Origin of the sequence: Streptomyces nanhaiensis (genome assembly GCF_046614825.1) — a bacterium.
GTDB lineage: Bacteria > Actinomycetota > Actinomycetes > Streptomycetales > Streptomycetaceae > Streptomyces > Streptomyces radiopugnans.
The window spans coordinates 1-18,982 of sequence record NZ_JBKJFM010000122.1 but is presented as its reverse complement, the minus strand read 5'-3'; the positions used below and the strand labels follow the sequence as shown (position 1 = coordinate 18,982).

Genomic DNA, 18,982 nt, shown 5'->3' with positions numbered 1-18,982 from the left:
CGGCCTGGCCGCCGAGGGGGGCACGCCGGCCCACCTCGCGGCCCCGCCGGCGGAGAAGGAGCGCGCCGCCGAGGCGGCTGCCGCGGCCGTCGCCGCCGCACCGCCGCAGGCCCAGCCCCAGTACCCGCCGGCCCAGCACACCCAGAGTGGACGGGAGTTCGCGATCGGCGCGCCCGAGGCCGGGTCCGAGGGGCCGGAGCACCTGGACGGTCCGGGCGGTGCCGTGGAGGTCACCGGCGGCAGCGGTCAGGTGCCGCTGCCGGCCGACGACGAACTGCCGCCCGAGCCCCTGGACAACCCCCGGCGGCTGCTGGTGTGGCCCGAGCCGGACGTCTCCACCCAGCAGGCCCTGACCGACCGCGGCTACCGCCCCGTCATCGTCCACTCCCGCGAGGAGGTGGACGCCCAGATCGCGGCGTACCCGGCGGCCCTCTTCGTGGACCCGCTGACCGGCCCCATCACCCGTACCGCCCTGCAGTCGCTGCGCCAGGCGGCCGTCGCCGCCGAGGTGCCGGTGCTGGTGACGGCCGGGCTGGGGCTGGCCTCGCGCGAGGCGGCGTACGGCGCGGACCCGGCCGTACTCCTCAAGGCCCTCGCACCGCGCGACAGCGAGCAGCACCCGCCGCGGGTCCTGCTGGTGGAGGAGCACGCGGCCATCGCGGAGGCCATGGCCGCGACGCTGGGACGGCGCGGCATGCAGACCGCGCACGCCCCCTCGGACGCGGATGCGGTGCAGCTCGCGGCGCAGGTCCGGCCGAACCTGGTGGTGATGGACCTGATGCAGGTGCGCCGCCGCCGCGCCGGGATCATCGACTGGCTGCGGGCGAACGGCATGCTCAACCGCACGCCGTTCGTCGTCTACACCTCCGCCTCCATCGACCATGCGGAGCTGCCGGGCCTGGCGTCCGGCGAGACGGTCCTCTTCCTCGCGGAGAGGTCCACGAGCCCGGAGGTGCAGTCGCGCATCGTGGACCTGCTGGCGAAGATAGGCGCCAACTAGCGGAGCGGCAGCGCCTGTTCAGATGCTCGCGGTCTCGTCCGGGTGAAGGCCGTCGAGGATGAGGGCGAGGCCGAAGCCGAACTCCCCGGCGTAGTCGTAGCCGGGCCCCAGCACGTGCTCGGCGGCCAGTTCGGCGAGGTGGGGGTAGGCGTCGGCGGGCATCTCTCGCAGGATGGCGCTCGCGACCTCGCCCTGCTCGGCCGCGCCGGTGAACGGCAGGCTCAGCTCCTGGAGCACGAAGCCGTACAGGTAGCTGTCGATCAGTGAGAAGGCGTGCGCGGCCATCCGGACGGAGAAGCCCCCGGCGCGCAGGGCCCCGATGACGGCGTCATGGTGGCGCAGGGTGGCCGGGCCTGGCCTGGAGCGGGAGTCCATGAGGCCGACGGCCCACGGGTGGCGCAGGAGGACGGCACGGGCGGAGACCGCGCGCCGGCGCATGGAGCTCTTCCAGTCCGTGTCGCGCGGCGGCAGTTCGATCTCGCCGAACACCGCGTCCACCATGCCGTCGAGGATGTCCTCCTTGCCCGACACATGGTGGTAGATCGACATCGCCTCGACGCCCAGCGGCTCGGCGATGGCCCGCATGGTGAGCGCGGCCGACCCCTTCTCGTCCGCCACCGCCACCGCGGCGCGGATCACGCGCTCCCGGCTGAGCGGGGTGCGCGCCGGCACCCCGCGCCGGACCTTTCCCGCCTCGGGCATCCGCCTCTCCTCTCGCCCCTGCTTGACTACCTTACGGCGTAAGGCTAGCTTACCTTACAGCGTAAGGCAGAAATTCCGAGGACTCCGGCGAAAGGGCTGAACCATGGAAACGGATCGGATGAGGAAGGTCTGCGTCGTCGGGGCTTCGGGGAAGCTCGGGCAGTACATGGTGCGGCACGCGCTGGAGCGCGGCTACGAGGTCGTCGGCGTGTGCCGGGAGCGCAGCGTGCCGAAACTGGCCGGGTTCGAGGGACGGATGACCATCGTCCCCGGGGACACCGACGACCGGGAGGTGATCCGGCGGGCGGTCGCCGGATGCGACGGGGTGCTGACGGTGCTGGTGCCCTGGGGCGTGCGGCAGTACGCGTCGGGCACGGCGCAGGCGGTGCTCGACCACGCCCGGCCGGGCGCGCGACTGGTCTTCTCCTGCGGCTGGCACATCACGCGCGACGGCAAGGACAGGTACTCGCCCATGTTCCGGCTGGGCGTCAAGGTCGCCGCACGGGTGGGCAAGCTCGTGCGCTACGTCGAGATCGACGACCAGGTGGAGGCCTGCCGCCGGGTCTTCGCCAGCGACACCCGGTGGACCGTGGTCCGCGGCAGCAGCCTGGAGGAGGGCGAGAGCCAGGGCCTGCCCGTGTGGAGCCGGCACGTCGGCGACCCGGTGCTGGCCAGCGACATGACGCGCCGGGTGGACTTCGCGCTGTTCATGGTGGAGGCGCTCACCGACGACACGCTCGTGCGGGAGGCCCCGGCGATCGTCGGCCGCCTCACCCCCAGCGCCCTCGCCCATGCCGAAGGCCAGGGCGGAGGCCGCGCCGGGGGCCGCACGAACACACCCGGCTGAACCGGACCCGGCCGTACGGCACGCGGCGGCGGCCCGGACGGGAGTCCCGTCCGGGCCGCCGCCGCGTGCGCGACCCGTGCGCGCAGGCGCGCGGTCAGAGCTGGGTGACGTCCAGCTCCCCCTGCGCGTACTGCGCCCGGATCACCTTCTTGTCGAACTTGCCCACGCTCGTCTTCGGCACCGCCGGGATCACCGCCCACCGCTCGGGAAGCTGCCAGCGGGCGACCTTGCCGGCGAGGAACTCGCGCAGTTCCTCGTACGTCACCTCGCCGGCGCCCTCCTTGAGGACGACCGTGGCCAGCGGGCGCTCGCCCCACTTCTCGTCGGGCACGGCCACGACGGCGGCCTCGGCGACGGCCGGGTGGCCCATGAGCTGGTTCTCCAGCTCCACAGACGAAATCCACTCGCCGCCGGACTTGATGACGTCCTTGGCGCGGTCGGTCAGCGTCAGGTAGCCGTCGGGGGTGATCACGCCGACGTCGCCGGTACGCAGCCAGCCGTCGGGGCTGAACTTGTCCTCGGGGCGCAGGGGCTCGGCGTCCGCGCCCCCGTAGTACGCCCCGGCGATCCAGGGGCCGCGCACCTCCAGCTCACCGGCGGACTCGCCGTCCCACGGCATCTCGCTGCCGTCCGGGCCGATCAGCCGCGCCTCGACGGAGGCCGGGAAGCGGCCCTGGCTGATGCGGTACGGCCACGCCTCCTCCTCGTCGAGCCCGGCCGGCGGGTGGGCGACGGTGCCCAGCGGGGAGGTCTCGGTCATGCCCCAGGCGTGGGTGACCGTGACCCCGTACTTCTCGCCGAACTCCCGCATCAGGGAGGGCGGGCAGGCCGAGCCGCCGATGGTGACGTTCTTAAGGGAGGAGATGTCGCGCGGGTTGGCGGCCAGCTCCGCCAGCAGCCCCTGCCAGATGGTGGGCACGGCCGCCGAGTGGGTGGGCTTCTCGGCCTCGATCATCGCGGCGAGCGGGGCCGGCTGGAGGAAGCGGTCGGGCATCAGCAGGTTGACGCCGGTCATGAAGACGGCGTGCGGCAGGCCCCAGGCGTTGACGTGGAACATCGGCACCACGGGCAGGGTGGTGTCGGCGTCGGTCAGGCCCATCGACTCGCCCATGTTGACCTGCATGGAGTGCAGGTAGATGGAGCGGTGGGAGTAGACGACGCCCTTGGGGTCGCCGGTGGTGCCGGAGGTGTAGCACATGGCCGCGGCCTCGCGCTCGTCCACCTCGGGCCAGTCGTACGAGGCCGGCCGGCCCTCGATCAGCGCCTCGTACTCGTGGACGGCCGGGCGGCAGCCCTCCAGTACGGAGGTGTCGCCGGGGCCGACGACCACGATGTGCTCGACCGGCTCCAGCCTGGGCAGCAGCGGCGCGATCAGCGGCAGCAGCGAGCCGTTGACCAGGACGACCTTGTCGGCCGCGTGGTTGACGACCCACGCGAGCTGCTCGGCGGGCAGCCGGAGGTTGAGGGTGTGCAGGACCGCGCCCATGGACGGGATGGCGAAGTACGCCTCGACGTGCTCGGCGTTGTTCCACATCAGGGTCGCCACGCGGTCGCCCGGGGCCACGCCGAGCTCGTCGCGCAGGGCGTGGGCGAGCTGGGCGGAGCGGGTGCCGACCTCGGCGAAGGTCCTGCGGTGCGGTTCGCCTTCCCCGGTCCAGGTCGTGATCCGCGACTTTCCGTGCACCGTTGTTCCGTGTCGCAGAATGCGCGAGACGGTCAGCGGTACGTCTTGCATCGTGCTCAGCACCGGGGCCTCCCGTGAACGAGACATACGTGCGCCGCCACCGGCGGGCGGTGCGGTCGTTGCGGGAAGCCTGCCACCGACCGGTCGGTATGTCACTAGGCCGGACCCGGATATGTCGCCGTCTTTCCACCTCGCCGCGCCGCCGGCCGCTCCACCCCGGACCGGTCAGGCGGCGACCGCCGCCTCCTCACGGAGATCCCCCGCGCCCCTCAGTTCCCTGAGGTCTCCTCCGCCTCTTCCGGCACTCACCCGCGCCCCTCGCGTCCCCTGCGTCCCCCGCGCCTCCTTCACGCCCCGCGCTCCCCTCTCCGCCCCCTCCGCCCCGCCGCCCGGCGCGTCCGCCCCGCAGCCCGGCATCTCCGTCCCGCCGCCCAGCACGTCCGCCAGGAGCCGCGGGTCCTCGCGGAGTTTGGCCAGTGCCCGCGACACCGCGCTCTTGACCGTGCCGACCGAGACCCCGAGCACCGCGGCGGTCTGCGCCTCGCTCAGGTCCTCGTAGTAGCGCAAGGTCACCATGGCCCGCTGCCGCTCCGGGAGCGCCAGCACCGCCCGCCACACCGCGTCGCGCACGGCCTGCTGCTCGGCGGGGTCGGGGCCGGGCACCGGCTCGGGCTCCGGCAGCTCCTCGCAGGAGTACTCGTCCACCCGGCGCTTGCGCCACTGCGAGGTGCGCGTGTTCACCAGCGCGCGGCGCACGTAGCCGTCGAGCGCGCGCTGGTCCTCGATGCGCTCCCACGCCAGATAGGTCTTGGCCAGCGCGGTCTGGAGCAGGTCCTCGGCGTCGCTCGGGTTGGAGGTGAGCGAGCGCGCCGTGCGCAGCAGCACCGGGCCGCGGGCCCGTACGTACGAGGTGAAGGTCAGCGGCGTCACGGTCGCGGCCGTCCCATGCGTGGTCATGGCCCAACGCTAGGAGCCGCGTCCCCCGTCCCGGATCGGCCACAGGTCCCGATGCCGGGTCCCTCTCAGGGTGGAGGCCGGACGGCTCCTCCACCCCCGGGAGGGGGAGAGGCCCCCGTACCGCCTCGGGGTCGCGTACGGCCCTCGAGGTCGCGTACGGCCCCCGCGGTCGCCCCGGTGACCGCCGACGCGCGCACAGCATCGGCCCGCACGACAGCAGAGCGGCCGCACCGAGTGCGGCCGCTCTGCCCCATCCCTTCTCCCGGGACACCGGCCGGTTCCCCGCCCGGCCGGCGCCCGTCGGCTCATCCGAGCCCGTGAAGCGCGTGCACCACCACGGCCCCGAACCGGGTGATGCGGGTACGTGCCATGTTCTGTCCTTCCGGAGCGTGTGCCTGAGGTTGTCGCAGCGACGTCGCGAGATCAGACTGCCCGACGAAAACCCGGCGAACCACCCGCAACGCCTCATCCACTCGCAAGAATGACGACGTGTCGATAAACCCCCCATGCAACCGCAGAACCCCTTCCCACCCGTCCGCAGCAGGGCGGACGCCACCGGCACACCTCCCGCACGCCCGTACGCGCCCCCGCCGCACGTCGCCCGCGCCCTCCCTACGCGCCTCGTGCCGAGGGCCAAGCGCCCCCACCGGTCGGCAGTGGAACGGCACGGCCTCCGGGGCGCGTCGTCCCTCCGAGGGCGCACGACGAACGCGCCCCGGAGGGGGAGAGCACACATGGACACGAGCGGATTCGCGGAGTGGGTAAGGCGGTTCGAGGACGAACGCGAACGCAGACGCGACCAGGGCGACCCCGACTGGGAGCGGGGCGCCACCCTCCACCCGGCCGTATGGAGCAGCGTCCAGCGCTTCCAGGTGGGCGAGGACGGCGACGGCGCCAACCTGATCGCCAAGGCCGACCGGGCCGGGGACCTTGACTACGCGCGGGCGGTGCGGCTGTTCGTCGCCGAGGAGCGCAACCACGCCCGCCTCCTCGCCCGCCTGCTGGCGGCGGGCGGCGCACCGGTGCTGAACGGCCACTGGAGCGACAGGGCCTTCGTACGGCTGCGGCGCCTGATGGGGCTACGCGTGGAACTGCTGGTGCTGATGGTCGCGGAGGTGGTGGCGCTGCGCTACTACCGCGCCCTGCGCGACGGCGCCGGCGACCCGCTCGCCTCGGACGTGGCGGGCCGCATCCTGGCCGACGAGCAGCGCCACGTACCGTTCCACTGCGAGCGCCTGCACGCCTCCCTCGCCCGGCTGCCCCGCCCGCTGCGCCGACCGGTGATGGCCCTGTGGCGGCTGATGCTCCTCGCCGCGTCCCTCGTCGTCGCCGCCGACCACGGCCCGGCCCTGCGCCGCCTCGGCCTCGGGCGCCGGCGCTTCGTCGCGGACGTCATGGCCTCCTCCCGCACGGTGGTCTCCGCGATCCTGGACCCGCGTACGGCCGCCCGGCCGGGCCTGCGGTCTGGTACCCGATCGGGCACGGCCTGACGCCGGGTGGCGGTCGCAGGTCCGGCCCGGCGGCCGTCAGTTCAGCGCTTCTCGACGATGCCTCCGCCTATGACCTCGGCCCTCCACTGCCGTCTCTCTGGGATGCTGAGTGGATGCCGGGTGCACCGGGCGAGAGGGGTGGCGTTCATGCAGTGGAAGGCCCATGGCGAACGGCAGATCTACACCAACCCGTGGGTGAACCTGTGCCTGGTCGATGTCCAGCAGCCCGACGGGCGCAGATGGGAGTACCACGTCGTCCGTCTCCGCCATCTGGCCGTGGCCGCAGTGGTCAACGATCACCGCGAAGTCCTCATGATGTGGCGGCACCGCTTCATCACCGACGCCTGGGCCTGGGAACTGCCCATGGGTCTTGTCGAGGAGGGCGAGACGCCGGACCAGGCGGCATCCCGCGAAGTGCTGGAGGAGACGGGATGGCGGCCCGGGCCGATGAAGCCGCTGATCTACGCGGAGCCCGCGAACGGAATCACCGACTCACAGCATCACGTCTTCCGTGCCGATGGCGCGACCTATGTCGGACCTCCGACCGAGAAGAACGAGTCCGACCGCATCGAGTGGATCCCGCTCGCCGATGTGAAGGGGATGATCGACCGCCGGGAGATCATCAGCAGCGGTTCCCTCGTCGGCCTTCTCTACCTGCTCATGGACGAGACGTTCCGCTGACCTGCCTCGGCAGGGCCTCCCGCAGGCGGGCCTCGAACGCCATGACCGCAGGTTCCCGCCGGTAGGGGGACAACTGCCCGTAGAACTCCCTCAGGTGGCCCGCCACCCGCTCGGAGGAGACCGCTGACGCGCGCTCCAGCGCTTCGGTGGCCGTGTGGCACGCCTCATCGATCCTGCCCAGGTGGAGGCGTGTACGGGCGAGCCAGAATGCATGGAAGGCGCGGCCCCGTCGGTTGGAGCTGTCCTCCCTGCTCAGCGCGTCCGCGATCAGCGGCTCGGCGATGGCCGCCTCCCCGATCCGGCCGTGGGCGATGCCGGTGTCCACGATGAGTTTGGGTTCGTCGAAGTAGGTGACCCACGCGGGGTCCGGATCGGCCGACCGAACCTGCTCGAACTGCCGGTGTGCCTCGTGGATCGCCGTGTGCGTGGCAGCCCGGCTGCCCAGCGTGGCGTGGGCGAAGGCTTCCCTCATGGAAAGCATCGACAGGACACGCGGTGTCGTGTCGTCGGCGGTACGCGCCTGGTCCTGGGCGGCTCTTACGAGCGCTAGGGCGTCTCCCGGCTTGTCCTGGTAGGTGGCCTGGAGACTCATGCACGCCAGGACGTTGGCCATGAACTGCCGGTCATCGATCGCCTTGGCCAGTCGCAGCGCCTCCGCGAAGTACGTGCGGGCCTGGCTGTACTGGCGAGCGTCGAAGTATGTCCAGCCGGTGAGCCGTGCGAGCTCTGCCGCGACCCCGTACAGCTCCTGCTGGATGACCGCGGACCGGTTCTCCTTCAGGAAGCCCGTGACATAACGGAGTTGACCTACCACCGCCGGCCTCAGAGCCTCGCCTCCGTGTTGGTCGTCCCGTCTCCAGTAGTCCTCGATCGATGCCCGGAGAGCTTGGAGGGTGGAAGGGCTCAGGTCCGTCCGCGAGGCGAGGGCAAGGATGTCGTCCACATCGGCGCCCGGCAGCGCGGTGGGTGCCTCCTGCTCCCGCGCCGGAGCCACAGGCGGCTCCCGTTCGACCGTGGTGAGGGCGACGGGCGTCTCCCATGAGCGTCGGGCGAGTCCGAGCATGTGCCCCGGGATGCGCAGGCCGTCCGCAATGCGCTCGACGACGTCCATGTGCAGGAGTTGACGCCGCCCTGTCATGACCTCCCCGACACGGCTGGGGGTCAGATCACACCGCCGGGCGATCATGGATGGATAGACGCCCGCACGCGTCTTCACCAGCCTGAAGATCCGAGTGAAGTCACGATCCCGGCAGGCATCGATCATCTCGGGATCGGCGAGCAGCCGTGGAGGTAGCTCCTGTGAACGGGCCGGCTCGGGCATCGGCAAGCTCCCACTGACGAGCGCTACACAACGTCGCTACATATACACCTCCCGTGAGATTACCCAAGTTGGGTAATCAGCCGGACCTTTCAGGCAGTCTGCCCGCATCGCGATGCTGCTGGGCATGGCGAGCAACCGGCAACAACCACCACTGCGGAAGCGGCACCGTCCGCGTCGGGCAACACGGCTCATCCGTCCGTAGGGGTCTGTCGGCTCGTCAGTTCAGTCAAGTCGCACGCCTCGGGGAGTGACGAATTCCGATGACCATGGCCACCGATGAGCCCGCCAAGGGCGACGCGCTCTACGACGAGATCCGGAAGACCGTGGGCGAGTTCCAGGACAGGGACGCCGCGTACTACCTCCTGCGTCCCGTCGGCGGAGGCCGCGAGTGGACGGCCATGCCCGAGGTGCTGCGCCCGGCCACGCAGGCCGAGCTGCTGAGCGCCCGGGTGAAGGCCGCCAACCGCGCCGGCCGGATGCCGTGACGCGGGCCGCCACCAGGGTGCGCTTCTGGTGCGAGCTGTCGGCGAGCGCCCCCGGCCGGCCGTCCCGGATCGTGCTGGGCCTGCACCTGGCCTCCACCCCGCGCCTCGCGGTGCGGTAGATGCGCGGGCAGGCGGAACGCGTCGCCCGGGCGCTCGACCCCGGCCCCGACACCCCCTGGCTGTCACCGGCCTGCCTGCGTCCCGTCCGGGCGGAGGGCGCCCCCGACCCCGGCTCGGTCATACGGGAGTGGGCGCGCGCCGAGGCGGAACGGGAGAACGCCCTCAGGGTGCTGCGGGAGGGCTGGTCCTACACCGTCGCGGCCCGCGACGAGACGACCCACTACCGCCTGACGGCCTGGCCGCTGGTGCTGCCGCCCGCCGGAGGACTGCGGGTGTACCGGCGCACCCACGCGGCCGCGTAGGCCGCTCCACTGACCCCGCCTCGGCCACGCCCGGCAGGACGGCCGTGACCGGGGCGGCCGACTCCCGTTCCCCACGGGACGGGCGCACGTACACGCAGAGACGACCCCGACGAAAGGAAACCCATGCCTTCCATGAAGACGCTCCAGGCCGACGCGGGCAACCCGCAGGACGACAGCGACTCCGGCAACAAGCACGGCGGAGGCGGCTCGGACGAGGGCGGCAACACCAACGACGGCCAGGGCCCGGCGGACGGTCGCTGAGGTGGCCGAGGACACAACGGTGGAGGCCGGTCCCGAGCGGCTGGCCTCCACCCTCCTGGAGAAGGGCGCGCTGACCGCCGACTGGCTTCCGGCGTTCCACGCCGTGCCGCGCCACCTGTTCGTACCCGAGATGATCTGGCCGGGGCGGGCCGGTATGAACCGGCAGGACGACCGGGTCGTCCGCTCGCAATCCCCGGACCTGTGGTGGGAAGCGGTCTACTCGGACGCGCCGATAACCACCCAGTGGGACGACGGGGCGTACACCGGGCCGGGGCGGGGCCGTACCCCGACCTCCTCCAGCTCGATGCCGACGATGGTGTTCTCCATGCTCGCGGACCTGGACGTACGGCCCGGCGACCGGGTGTTGGAGATCGGCACGGGGACCGGGTGGAACGCGGCGTTGCTGTGCCACCGGCTGGGGGACGGCCGCGTCGTCACGGTCGAGGTGGACGAGGGCGTCGCCGGTCAGGCCCGCGCCCGGCTGTCCGCGGCGGGCTTCTCGCCCCGCGTCGTCGTGGGCGACGGCGCCGAAGGGTACGGCGAGGGGGCGCCCTACGACCGGATCATCGCCACCTGCTCGGTGGGGCACGTCCCCGCGCAGTGGCTCGGGCAGGCCCGGCCCGGTGCGGTGGTCGTCGCGCCGTGGGGGCCGGTGTACGGCGGCGAGGGGATCGTCCGGCTCACGGTCCGGGACGACGGTTCGGCCTCCGGGAAGTTCACCGGCTCCTCCGCGTTCATGCGACTGCGCGAACAGCGCAGAAAACTGCCCGCGGCGAGCGAGTACCACAGGGGGCGCGAGTGGCCGGCCGGGGGCGCGGAGTCCACGACGACGCTCTCCCCCGACGACATGGGCGACTGGGTCCACATGTTCGCCATCGGCGTCCAGGTGCCCGACCTCTTCTGCCGGGTCGTCCACGGGCCGGGCGGCTCCTACCGGCTGTGGCTGCACGACACCGGCCTGACGAGCTGGGCCACCGCCGACCACGAGAGGGGCCGGACCGAGTTCCGGACCGTCCAGGCCGGTCCCCGCCGGCTCTGGCACGAGCTGGAGTCCGCCTGGCGCTGGTGGTACCGGCAGGGGCAGCCCGGCTTCGCCCGCTTCGGCCTCACGGTGGACGGCCACCGGCATACGGTCTGGCTCGACTCCCCGGACAACCCCGTCCCGGACTTCACCGGCGCGACCACGCCCTGAGCCCCACCGCCCCTCACCCGTCCCCACCCGCCTGGGCGGGGACGGGCCTCCCCAACCACACGACCGAGGAACCGAGTTGCCCGTACAGCACGACATCACAATCGACTGCGCTGTGCCGCGCAGCAGAGGGCCAGGACTGAGTGAAGTCGGCGAAGGGTACTGCATGGCACTGACAATCGTTGCGTAGCGCTGACAGCGTTCCCTCGTGCGAGTGAAGTAGTGATTTGAGTCACTGTGAGCGTCCGGAAGACCTCTGACCTGGGGGGTTTTGGCTCGGTCGCGCGCTCTTGTCGGTTTGGTGAATCAGCCTGATCCCTCGCCAGCGCAAGTTCAACAGTGCAGAATGAGTCCTGCAGTCAGCAGCGCAAGTGATGCACATCACAAAATGGATCATTTGCGTAGGCGAGCTCGGGCAGCACGAAAGCCCCGCCTCCAGTTTCGTAGACCAGCAGGCGAGGCTTCCGATTTCAGCCGCCGTAGCCTCGGTCGTGGCCTCGACCGGGGCTACACGCTCACAGGTGCGAGATGACCTCTCGAATGACCTTGTAGATCAAGAAGAGGAAGCTGAGACAGCTCGAGAGCCGCCTGATCCTCCTCTTCCACCTGCTTCGACCTTCCTCCGGTTCGAGGCTGGCCATATCAACTCTCCTTCCCGGCTGGGGCGTGCCTTGGTGCATGGGCCCCGCGGGCGACCACGACTCGTCGACGCTCCGAGGGAAGAAGGTTGATAGCTGAAGAGCGTACCCCTTGGGGGATGCGCGCCCGACGCAGAAGTCAGCGGGCCCGAAGGGCTGTTGCGACACCCCGTGCCAGCCCACCTCCGACCACCCTCTTGTGAACGCGCGTAGATCGCCACCACCAGCAGCCTTGCATTCGAAGGGACCAGGCATCGGGTGCCCGACATATGCACCGCGTGGTGGATGTCACATACTGAGACGGCCCACTCCTCATGACCTCATACAGGAGCTTTCGCGTCTAGGGAACTTTCGGCTCACGTCGTTCGTCAGCTTTTAGTTCGCAGGTATTGTCACTCTTCCACGCGTTGCGCATTAGTTGAATCCCCGGTCGCATGCGACCACGAGCTGAGCTCGCCATGGAATCAAAGGCCAGCTCGTCATCAGGCGCGGAGAACCACTGGCGCCATTGTCCTGGCGCGGTCGTGGAGGTCGCGGGCGGTGCGGTTGCGGAGGTGGGGGCGGATCAGGGTGACCATGGTGCGGATGCGGTCGTCCACTCGTCCGCTCTGGACGTGTGGGTAGTCGTCCAGGGCCTCGTGCCAGGTCGCGGAGGCTTCTTCGAGGTGTCCGAGCCGCATCTGCCGTTCGGCGGCGATCGCCAGGTTCCGCACCCGGCTTCTGCGCTGCGTGGGCTGCCGGAGCCTGTTGGACTCCGCCTTGGACTTGACCGCCCCGCTGATGTCTCCGAGTTCGTACCGCACCTGGCTCGTGTGATCCGCGAGCGCGGCCGGGTCGTACCGGCCCGAGACCCCGGCGGGTGAATCGGCCTTCTCCATCGCCACTTCCGCGTCGCGGAGGTGGGCCAGGGCGGTGCGGCGGTCGCCGGTCTGGGCGGCGGCGTGGGCCTGCTGGCCGGCGAGGAAGGCGCGCATGCGCGGTCCGGCCTGGGGTGAGGCGGCGGCTGCCGCGTCGGCCAGGCGCAGGGCCTGCGGCCCGTGGCCGAGGTCGGCGGCCTGGACGCTCATGCCGCGCAGCGTGGTGCAGTAGGTCAGGTGGTCCTCGGCCGCGCCGGCCAGTTCCAGGGCCTTGAGGTAGTACTGCTGCGCCAGCCCCTGCAGGCCCTCGTCCACGGCCATGTAGCCGGTGAGGTAGCACAGGTCGGAGGCGGCCGAGAGCATGTCCTTGCGCACGGGCTCGGGGGCGTCGGCGCGCAGGTACGCCGAGACGGTGTTGACGATGAACGAGGCGGCCATGGGCCGGGCGTGACGGCCGCCGAACCGGTCGTCCAGTTCGCTGATGCGCTCGGTCATGGCGACCACCATGTCCACCTCCGGCCGCCCGATGCGCGCAGTGCGGCCGGCCCGTACCGCCTCCATCCGGCCCACCACGTCCTGCCAGCCGGGGACGGTCAGCGCCACGGAGAACAGGCCGACGCCCAGAACGCTCCTGCGGGATGGGTCCATGTCCGTCCTCCCGAGGTTCATCAGTCCTTCCACGGTATCCGCGCCGCAGCTCGCCTCCTCGGCCTCCAGACCGATCTCGGCCAGCGTGACCGGCCTGCGCAGTCGGCGTGACAGGGCCTCACGGATGAAGGGACGTACGGCCCTGCGCGGCCGGGTGCCGCTCAGCCAGTGGCTCACCGCGGACTCGTCGTACCGCAGCGGCACCCCGGCCTCCGCCCCGACGCGGTTGACGGCCAGGGCGAGTTGGGACTGCGACCACTGGCTCTCGTTCAGGACGCGCCGCAGGCCCTCGTTCGGCTTCCTGGCTCCCATGCCCGCTCCCCCGCATCCACGCGATCTTTCATGGGTTTCACGCGCTGCCGCTCCACCCACGGTACCGCCCAGAGTAATCACACGGTTACGTATCCGTGAGCACGGAAGTGGTCGGTGCCGAAGTCCAGCGTGCGGAGGGAATCCGTCGCGCAGTCCGCCGTGACGCGGGTCCGGCCACAGCAGTCGACGGCACCCAGATCCAACTCGGCTACTTGCAAAGCCAGTTCGGAATCAGCATCCAAGCGGCACAAGGCACCGGCCGGCAGACAGCACCACCCGACAAGAGAGGGAACACCGGTGACAGTGATCGTCAAGACTCCGCCGGCCCGGAAAGCCACCACCCGGCTTCTGTGGCTGGACCTGACGCGGAAGTGCCAGCTCGCCTGCGGGCACTGCTACAACTCCTCCGGCCCGAGCGGATCGCACGGCACCATGACCCGCGATGACTGGGTCGGCGTTCTGGATCAGGCCGCGGCCTGTGGCGTGCGCGGGGTGCAGTTCATCGGTGGTGAGCCGACCATGCACCCCGACTTCACGGCCCTGGTGGACCACGCGCTGAACGCCGCTCTGGAGGTGGAGGTCTACAGCAACCTCGTGCACGTCTCCCAGGAGTGCTGGGAGATCTTCCAGCGCAAGGGACTGGCGCTGGCCACCTCCTACTACTCCGGCCGAGCCGAGACCCACAACGCGATGACCGGCCGCCGCTCCCACGCCCGGACGCGGGAGAACATCGCCAGGGCCGTCCGGCTCGGCATCCCGCTGCGCGTCGGAGTCGTCACCGGCGACGAGGACCAGGCCGCAGGTGCCCGCCGGGATCTGGAAGCCCTGGGCGTGGAGCGGATCGGTGTCGATCACGTCCGGCCCTTCGGGCGGGGCGGACAGGGCCGGGTCCCCGACGCGGCCGAACTCTGTGGCCGGTGCGGATCGGGCGTGGCCGCCATCGGTCCCACGGGGGAGGTGTCCCCGTGCGTGTTCTCCGGCTGGATGGGCGTCGGCAACGTCAGGCACACCCCGCTCGCCGCTATCCTCGGCGGCGACGCCATGACCCGCGCCACCACGGCCATCCAGGGCGCGGCCGGGAGGAACGCCCCCTGCGGCCCCGACGACGAGGAGTGCACGCCCGGCTTTCCGGGCAGCTCGTGCAGCCCGAGGAACTGAGGACGATGGACACGCCCCTTCTCGCCGCCGACTTCCGGGAGCTGATCCGCCCGTACACGGGGGAACTGGCAGACGTCCGTCCCACCACCGGAGGGCACAGCTCGGATGTCGCCACCGTGGTCGAGTGCGAGAAGGGGCCGTTCTTTGTCAAGGCGGTTCCCAACCGGCCCGGCGGCCGACGCGACTCCATCGTGCGGGAGCGGCTGATCAACCCGGCCGTACGTTCCGTATCCCCCGCGCTGCGGTGGCACGCGGAGAACGACGTGTGGGTCGTGCTCGGCTTCGACGCCGTGGAGGGGCGGGCGGCCGACTTCTCGCCGGGCTCTCCCGACCTGCCCACCGTCGTCGGTCTGGTGGACCGGATCGGGAAACTGGACCTCCCCGAGGTCGCGCGGGAGTGGCCGGAGACCCGGTGGGACCGGTTCGCCGGGGACGAGGGGCAGGCCGCCCTCCTCCGGGGCGATGACCTCCTCTACACCGACATCAACCCCGGCAACATGATGATCGGTGAGCACACCGCCTGGGCCGTGGACTGGTCATGGCCAACCCGTGGCGCGGGTTTCATCGACCCGGCCTGTCTGGTGGTGCAGCTCATCGCGGCCGGGCACAGCCCTGAGTCCGCCGAGTCCTGGGCTTCCGGCTGCGCGGCATGGGTGGATGCGGACCCGAAGGCCCTCGACGCCTTCGCCCGGGCCAACGCGCTCATGTACCGCGTCTTCGCCGACCGGAAGCCGGATGCCTCGTGGCTCGGGGCGATGGCGGACGCTTCCCGGGCGTGGGCCGACCACCGCGGCGTGAGCACGTAGCGTGGAGGACTGAGCGGTTCTCCCGGCAGGGATGCCAGCAAGCCATCCCGCCAACAGAGATAAGGGACCCCTACGGCGGTGGGGGTCCTTCGTCATGCGCGGATGCGGTTGGTGCCGTCCTTGCCCACTCCCCCCGCATCCACGCGATCTTTCATGGGTTTCACGCGCTGCCGCTCCACCCACGGTACCGCCGAGAGTAATCGCACGGTTACGTATCCGTGAGCACGGAACCGAGCGTCAGGAAGGGCGTACATGGGCGGGAACGCCTTCTCACAGGGGGTCGGGGAGCGGATCGGGGAGGGGGGTGCGCGCTCTGCGGACGGGCGCGGGGATTCCGAGGTGCGCCCGGCGGGAGCGGAGGGAAGCCCGGTGGAGGCCGTCGCCACGCCCGTGCGACCGCACACCGGCCGGCTGAGCACGGTTCCCTACATCGCCTCGTGGAGCCAGGAGCGGATGCGCCGCCCGCCCGTGGTGCGGCGGGTGGGGGTGGAGGGCGAGGGGATCGGTTTCCCCGGGGAGTCCGCGTACGACCGGGACTGGCGCGGGGTGCTGTGGACCAGGCAGACCCTCGCGCGGGGCAAGGGGCACCCCCGGTACCACACGGTGCACACGCTGCGGCAGCGAAGGGCCATGCGGCACATGCTCTGCCAGGTGTGCGGCGGGCCCACCCCGGAGGACGGCCCGCGCCTCTTCGTGCTGCGGGACGTCGGCCGCCCGGTGGAGGAGGGCGAGCGGACCACGGCGCCGCCCGTGTGCGTTCCCTGCGCCCGGATCTCCGTACGGGAGTGCCCGCGACTGCGGGAAGGGCACGTCGCCGCACTGGTGGACCGGACGTACGCCTGGGGCGTGGCCGGGATCGTCCACCACCCGGTCACGCTGGAGCCTCTCGACACCACTCTGCAGGAGGTGTCCTACGAGGACCTCGCAGTCCGGTGGACCCTGGCCCACCGGCTGATCGTGACGCTGCACGACTGCACCCCCGTGGACCTGGACGCCCTCGCCCCGTGAGCCGGGCCGCCCGCCGGGCCCCGCCCTGCCCGGTCGTCGGGCGGGGGAGGGCAAGGCCCGGCGTCATCCGGTCCGTGTGCCGGGAGCCGACGTTTTCCGGTCGCGGCTCCACAGACCTTGTGGGCCCCGTAGTCGCAGGGGTGGCATCTCCTGGGATCATCCGGAAATGACCGAATACTCATGGCCGGCGAACTCGTACGCCCAGAGGGCCCACCGTGCGCGCAATTCGTGGGCCCAGACGGCAGCGGCGCTTCCTCTCGGCACAAAGGTCGCCGGGCAGGTGATCGGACGTCAACCGTTCGGTGTGTTCATCGAGATCGATGGCCATCCTGACGCCTTGGGGCTTGCAGAGGTCACCTCGTTCCCCCGTGGAGCATCTCTGCCCGCTCTCGGAACGCGGGTCGAGGGTGAGGTGATCTGGCACACCGAGCACCACCACCAGATCAAGATCAGACTCGCTTGGGCGGGGTAGCACAGCACACGGTTGCCTCGGCTCGGCCGTCGTGGGCCGTGGGAGAGGACGATCCGCCGGCGAATCTGTTGGGCAGACCACGAAACCGTACTGAGCATCGACCGGGAGGCAGGGAAAACCTACCGCTGGGCCGGGTCTTCGTCGAGCACCAGCACGATGTGCTCGTGCTCGCCGTACCGGACCGTATCGGTGCGCCGGAAGCCGTGTTTCTCCAGCAGCCGCACCGAGCCGGTGTTTCCGACGAAGGGATCGGCGTACAGGGGACGGGCCTTCTCCCGCTCCAGGAACAGCGCCAGGGCCCGCGTACCGATACCCCGGCCCCAGTACCGCCTGCCGAGCCAGTACCCGATGAAGCGCCGCCCCTCGTCCCACCAAGCCACCACGTTGCCCGCCAGTTCCCCGTCGACGGTGACGGCCTGCACGAAGACGGTGGGATCGCCGAGGACCCTCGTCCTCCAGTGGGTCATGAAGGCCTCCCGCTCCCGGGGCGGGAACTTCGCCCGCCGCACGGCCTCGGGGTCGTGCTCCTGCGCGAAGAACTCCTCCAGATCGGCCGGTTCGACGTCTCTCAAGCGCACCTGGTCACCCATGCCGGCGAGTCTGGCGCAGGCCACTGACACTCCCGGGAGGCCAACGGCCCCAACCCGCTGTGGCGGGCGGCGGGGATGACGACGGCCCCCGGCCGGGTGGAATGGTCGGGGGCCGTTGTGAGGTGCGGAGGCTGTGGGATTTGAACCCACGGTGGTGTCGCCACCACGACGGTTTTCAAGACCGTTCCCTTAGGCCGCTCGGGCAAGCCTCCCCACGCCGCGCCGTGCGGTACGGCGTGGGGGACAGCCTAGCCGGTTCGTCAGTCGCCCTCGCGGGAACCCAGGGTCAGTTCGGCCTCGTTCTCCTTGCCGCCGCGGGTGTAGGTGATCGAGACCTTCTCGCCCGGTTCGTGGGCCCAGATCTCGCTGATCAGGGTGGGGCCGCTGTCGATCGAGACGCCGTCGAGTTCGGTGATCACGTCGCCCGGCTTCAGGCCCGCCTTGTCGGCCGGGCCGCCCGGGGTGACGGGCTCGCTGCCGTCGTCGGTGTCCTCGATGATGCGGGCGCCGTTGCCCTGGGCGCGGAGGTCGACCTGGACGCCGATGACCGGGTAGACGGGCTCGCCGGTCTCGATCAGGGCCTTGCCCACGCGCTGGGCCTGGTTGATCGGGATGGCGAAGCCGAGGCCGATGCTGCCGGGCGAGCCCTGGCCGAGGCCGCCGCCGGCCGACTGGATGGCGGAGTTGATGCCGATGACCGCACCCTCGGCGTTGAGCAGGGGGCCGCCGGAGTTGCCGGGGTTGATGGAGGCGTCGGTCTGGAGGGCGCTCATGTAGGAGGCCTTGGAGCCCTGGCCGTCGCTGGAGGCGACGGGGCGGTTCTTGGCGCTGACGATGCCGGTGGTGACCGTGCCGGACAGGCCGTACGGGGCGCCGATGGCGATGGTGGCGTCGCCGACCTGGACCTTGTCGGAGTTGCCGAGCGGCAGCGGGGTGAGCTTGGCGCCGCCTGCGTTCTTCAGCTTGATGACCGCCACGTCGTAGCCCTGGGCCCGGCCGACGACCTCGGCGTCGTACTTGCGGCCGTCGGAGAAGGTGGCGGTCAGCTCGCCGCCGTCGGCCGCGCTGGCCACCACGTGGTTGTTGGTCATGATGTGGCCCTGCTGGTCGTAGACGAAGCCGGTGCCGGTGCCGCTCTCGCCGCCGCCCTCGGCCTGGATCGTCACGACGCTGGGCAGGGCCTTGGCCGCGATGCCGGCGACGGAGTCGGGGGCGCGGTCGACCCGGTCGAGGCTGCCGTCGGCCGAGATGGTCGTCGAGCCTCGGTCCGTGCGGTCGGCGGCCCAGTAGCCGACGCCCGTGCCGACGCCGCCCGCGAGGAGGGCCGCCGCCGCGACGGCGGCGATCAGGCCGCCGAAGCGGCGCTTCCTCCCGCCCTCGGGGGCCGGCGGGGAGACGGGCGGAGCGCCCCAGGGGGAGGCCGGTCCGCCGCCGGGGGTGCCGGGTGCGCCGGG

The 18,982-nt window shown here is 71.4% G+C and carries 18 protein-coding genes, 1 tRNA gene and 1 pseudogene; 12 read left to right on the top strand and 8 right to left on the bottom strand.

Annotated elements, in window-relative coordinates:
* The coding region (locus ACLIYP_RS22710) for a PleD family two-component system response regulator (protein ID WP_459076352.1) at positions 1-1,000 on the top strand (1,000 nt) is incomplete at its 5' end.
* A gap of 18 nt (positions 1,001-1,018) precedes the next feature.
* Here the strand turns inward: ACLIYP_RS22710 and ACLIYP_RS22705 are convergent.
* The gene (locus tag ACLIYP_RS22705; RefSeq protein WP_412714965.1) at positions 1,019-1,702 is read right to left on the bottom strand and encodes a TetR/AcrR family transcriptional regulator; all 684 of its coding nucleotides are present in this window, start codon (positions 1,700-1,702) and stop codon (positions 1,019-1,021) included.
* 103 nt (positions 1,703-1,805) lie between these two features.
* Between ACLIYP_RS22705 and ACLIYP_RS22700 the strand changes: the two genes are divergently transcribed.
* Positions 1,806-2,549, top strand: a complete 744-nt coding sequence (locus tag ACLIYP_RS22700; RefSeq protein ID WP_412714964.1) for an NAD(P)-dependent oxidoreductase — start codon at positions 1,806-1,808, stop codon at positions 2,547-2,549.
* A 94-nt stretch (positions 2,550-2,643) separates the two neighbouring features.
* Here ACLIYP_RS22700 and ACLIYP_RS22695 read toward each other — a convergent pair whose 3' ends face one another.
* Positions 2,644-4,296 carry a long-chain fatty acid--CoA ligase gene (locus ACLIYP_RS22695; RefSeq protein WP_412714963.1) on the bottom strand — a complete coding sequence of 551 codons (1,653 nt, stop codon included), beginning with the start codon at positions 4,294-4,296 and terminating at the stop codon, positions 2,644-2,646.
* Positions 4,297-4,680: 384 nt separating this feature from the next.
* Positions 4,681-5,190: pseudogene (locus ACLIYP_RS22690) on the bottom strand (SigE family RNA polymerase sigma factor); the annotation flags it as partial.
* A 734-nt stretch (positions 5,191-5,924) separates the two neighbouring features.
* On the opposite strand from ACLIYP_RS22690, the gene ACLIYP_RS22685 reads away from it, so the two are divergent.
* Positions 5,925-6,680, top strand: a complete 756-nt coding sequence (locus ACLIYP_RS22685; RefSeq protein ID WP_412714962.1) for a ferritin-like domain-containing protein — start codon at positions 5,925-5,927, stop codon at positions 6,678-6,680.
* A 147-nt stretch (positions 6,681-6,827) separates the two neighbouring features.
* Entirely contained in the window at positions 6,828-7,361 is a 534-nt protein-coding gene (locus ACLIYP_RS22680) for an NUDIX hydrolase (RefSeq protein ID WP_412714961.1), read from the top strand.
* On the opposite strand, the gene ACLIYP_RS22675 is transcribed toward ACLIYP_RS22680, so the two are convergent.
* Positions 7,339-8,682, bottom strand: a complete 1,344-nt coding sequence (locus ACLIYP_RS22675; RefSeq protein ID WP_412714960.1) for a helix-turn-helix domain-containing protein — start codon at positions 8,680-8,682, stop codon at positions 7,339-7,341. The genes ACLIYP_RS22680 and ACLIYP_RS22675 overlap by 23 nt on opposite strands.
* 260 nt (positions 8,683-8,942) lie before the next feature.
* On the opposite strand from ACLIYP_RS22675, the gene ACLIYP_RS22670 reads away from it, so the two are divergent.
* The 5 genes from ACLIYP_RS22670 (at position 8,943) to ACLIYP_RS22650 (ending at position 11,042) form a co-directional block, all read left to right on the top strand.
* Positions 8,943-9,167 (top strand): hypothetical protein, encoded by a 225-nt coding sequence (locus ACLIYP_RS22670; RefSeq protein ID WP_412714959.1) that lies wholly within the window; start codon positions 8,943-8,945, stop codon positions 9,165-9,167.
* The gene (locus ACLIYP_RS22665) at positions 9,164-9,286 is read left to right on the top strand and encodes a hypothetical protein (RefSeq protein WP_412714958.1); all 123 of its coding nucleotides are present in this window, start codon (positions 9,164-9,166) and stop codon (positions 9,284-9,286) included. The genes ACLIYP_RS22670 and ACLIYP_RS22665 overlap by 4 nt, the downstream gene beginning before the upstream one ends.
* Positions 9,287-9,589, top strand: coding sequence for a hypothetical protein (locus tag ACLIYP_RS22660; RefSeq protein ID WP_412714957.1), 303 nt, complete (start codon positions 9,287-9,289; stop codon positions 9,587-9,589). It abuts the gene before it with no gap.
* Between the two features lie 123 nt (positions 9,590-9,712).
* The gene (locus tag ACLIYP_RS22655; RefSeq protein ID WP_412714956.1) at positions 9,713-9,850 is read left to right on the top strand and encodes a hypothetical protein; all 138 of its coding nucleotides are present in this window, start codon (positions 9,713-9,715) and stop codon (positions 9,848-9,850) included.
* A gap of 1 nt (position 9,851) precedes the next feature.
* The gene (locus ACLIYP_RS22650) at positions 9,852-11,042 is read left to right on the top strand and encodes a methyltransferase domain-containing protein (RefSeq protein WP_412714955.1); all 1,191 of its coding nucleotides are present in this window, start codon (positions 9,852-9,854) and stop codon (positions 11,040-11,042) included.
* A gap of 1,117 nt (positions 11,043-12,159) precedes the next feature.
* On the opposite strand, the gene ACLIYP_RS22645 is transcribed toward ACLIYP_RS22650, so the two are convergent.
* A complete protein-coding gene (locus ACLIYP_RS22645; RefSeq protein ID WP_412714954.1) occupies positions 12,160-13,494 on the bottom strand; it encodes a tetratricopeptide repeat protein in 1,335 nt (444 codons plus the stop codon).
* Positions 13,495-13,791: 297 nt separating this feature from the next.
* On the opposite strand from ACLIYP_RS22645, the gene ACLIYP_RS22640 reads away from it, so the two are divergent.
* From ACLIYP_RS22640 to ACLIYP_RS22630, 3 genes are all read left to right on the top strand, one after another.
* A complete protein-coding gene (locus ACLIYP_RS22640) occupies positions 13,792-14,652 on the top strand; it encodes a radical SAM/SPASM domain-containing protein (RefSeq protein WP_412714953.1) in 861 nt (286 codons plus the stop codon).
* A 5-nt stretch (positions 14,653-14,657) separates the two neighbouring features.
* A complete protein-coding gene (locus ACLIYP_RS22635; RefSeq protein WP_412714952.1) occupies positions 14,658-15,458 on the top strand; it encodes a protein kinase in 801 nt (266 codons plus the stop codon).
* A 369-nt stretch (positions 15,459-15,827) separates the two neighbouring features.
* Positions 15,828-16,466 carry a hypothetical protein gene (locus ACLIYP_RS22630; protein ID WP_412714951.1) on the top strand — a complete coding sequence of 213 codons (639 nt, stop codon included), beginning with the start codon at positions 15,828-15,830 and terminating at the stop codon, positions 16,464-16,466.
* Positions 16,467-17,057: 591 nt separating this feature from the next.
* Here ACLIYP_RS22630 and ACLIYP_RS22625 read toward each other — a convergent pair.
* The 3 genes from ACLIYP_RS22625 to ACLIYP_RS22615 form a co-directional block, all read right to left on the bottom strand.
* Positions 17,058-17,528: a GNAT family N-acetyltransferase gene (locus ACLIYP_RS22625; protein WP_412714950.1), complete on the bottom strand. Its 471-nt coding sequence runs from the start codon at positions 17,526-17,528 to the stop codon at positions 17,058-17,060.
* Positions 17,529-17,653: 125 nt separating this feature from the next.
* A tRNA-Ser gene (locus ACLIYP_RS22620) sits at positions 17,654-17,740 on the bottom strand.
* A gap of 48 nt (positions 17,741-17,788) precedes the next feature.
* Positions 17,789-18,982, bottom strand: a 1,194-nt coding sequence (locus ACLIYP_RS22615) for a S1C family serine protease (protein ID WP_412714949.1), incomplete at its 5' end; no start/stop codon positions are given.

Coding starts and splice junctions, on each gene's coding strand:
- ACLIYP_RS22680 (WP_412714961.1), top strand. CDS start 6,828: ATGCAGTGGAAGGCCCATGGCGAACGGCAGATCTACACCAACCCGTGG.
- ACLIYP_RS22700 (WP_412714964.1), top strand. CDS start 1,806: ATGGAAACGGATCGGATGAGGAAGGTCTGCGTCGTCGGGGCTTCGGGG.
- ACLIYP_RS22635 (WP_412714952.1), top strand. CDS start 14,658: ATGGACACGCCCCTTCTCGCCGCCGACTTCCGGGAGCTGATCCGCCCG.
- ACLIYP_RS22705 (WP_412714965.1), bottom strand. CDS start 1,702: ATGCCCGAGGCGGGAAAGGTCCGGCGCGGGGTGCCGGCGCGCACCCCG.
- ACLIYP_RS22685 (WP_412714962.1), top strand. CDS start 5,925: ATGGACACGAGCGGATTCGCGGAGTGGGTAAGGCGGTTCGAGGACGAA.
- ACLIYP_RS22645 (WP_412714954.1), bottom strand. CDS start 13,494: ATGGGAGCCAGGAAGCCGAACGAGGGCCTGCGGCGCGTCCTGAACGAG.
- ACLIYP_RS22625 (WP_412714950.1), bottom strand. CDS start 17,528: ATGGGTGACCAGGTGCGCTTGAGAGACGTCGAACCGGCCGATCTGGAG.
- ACLIYP_RS22660 (WP_412714957.1), top strand. CDS start 9,287: ATGCGCGGGCAGGCGGAACGCGTCGCCCGGGCGCTCGACCCCGGCCCC.
- ACLIYP_RS22655 (WP_412714956.1), top strand. CDS start 9,713: ATGCCTTCCATGAAGACGCTCCAGGCCGACGCGGGCAACCCGCAGGAC.
- ACLIYP_RS22670 (WP_412714959.1), top strand. CDS start 8,943: ATGACCATGGCCACCGATGAGCCCGCCAAGGGCGACGCGCTCTACGAC.
- ACLIYP_RS22675 (WP_412714960.1), bottom strand. CDS start 8,682: ATGCCCGAGCCGGCCCGTTCACAGGAGCTACCTCCACGGCTGCTCGCC.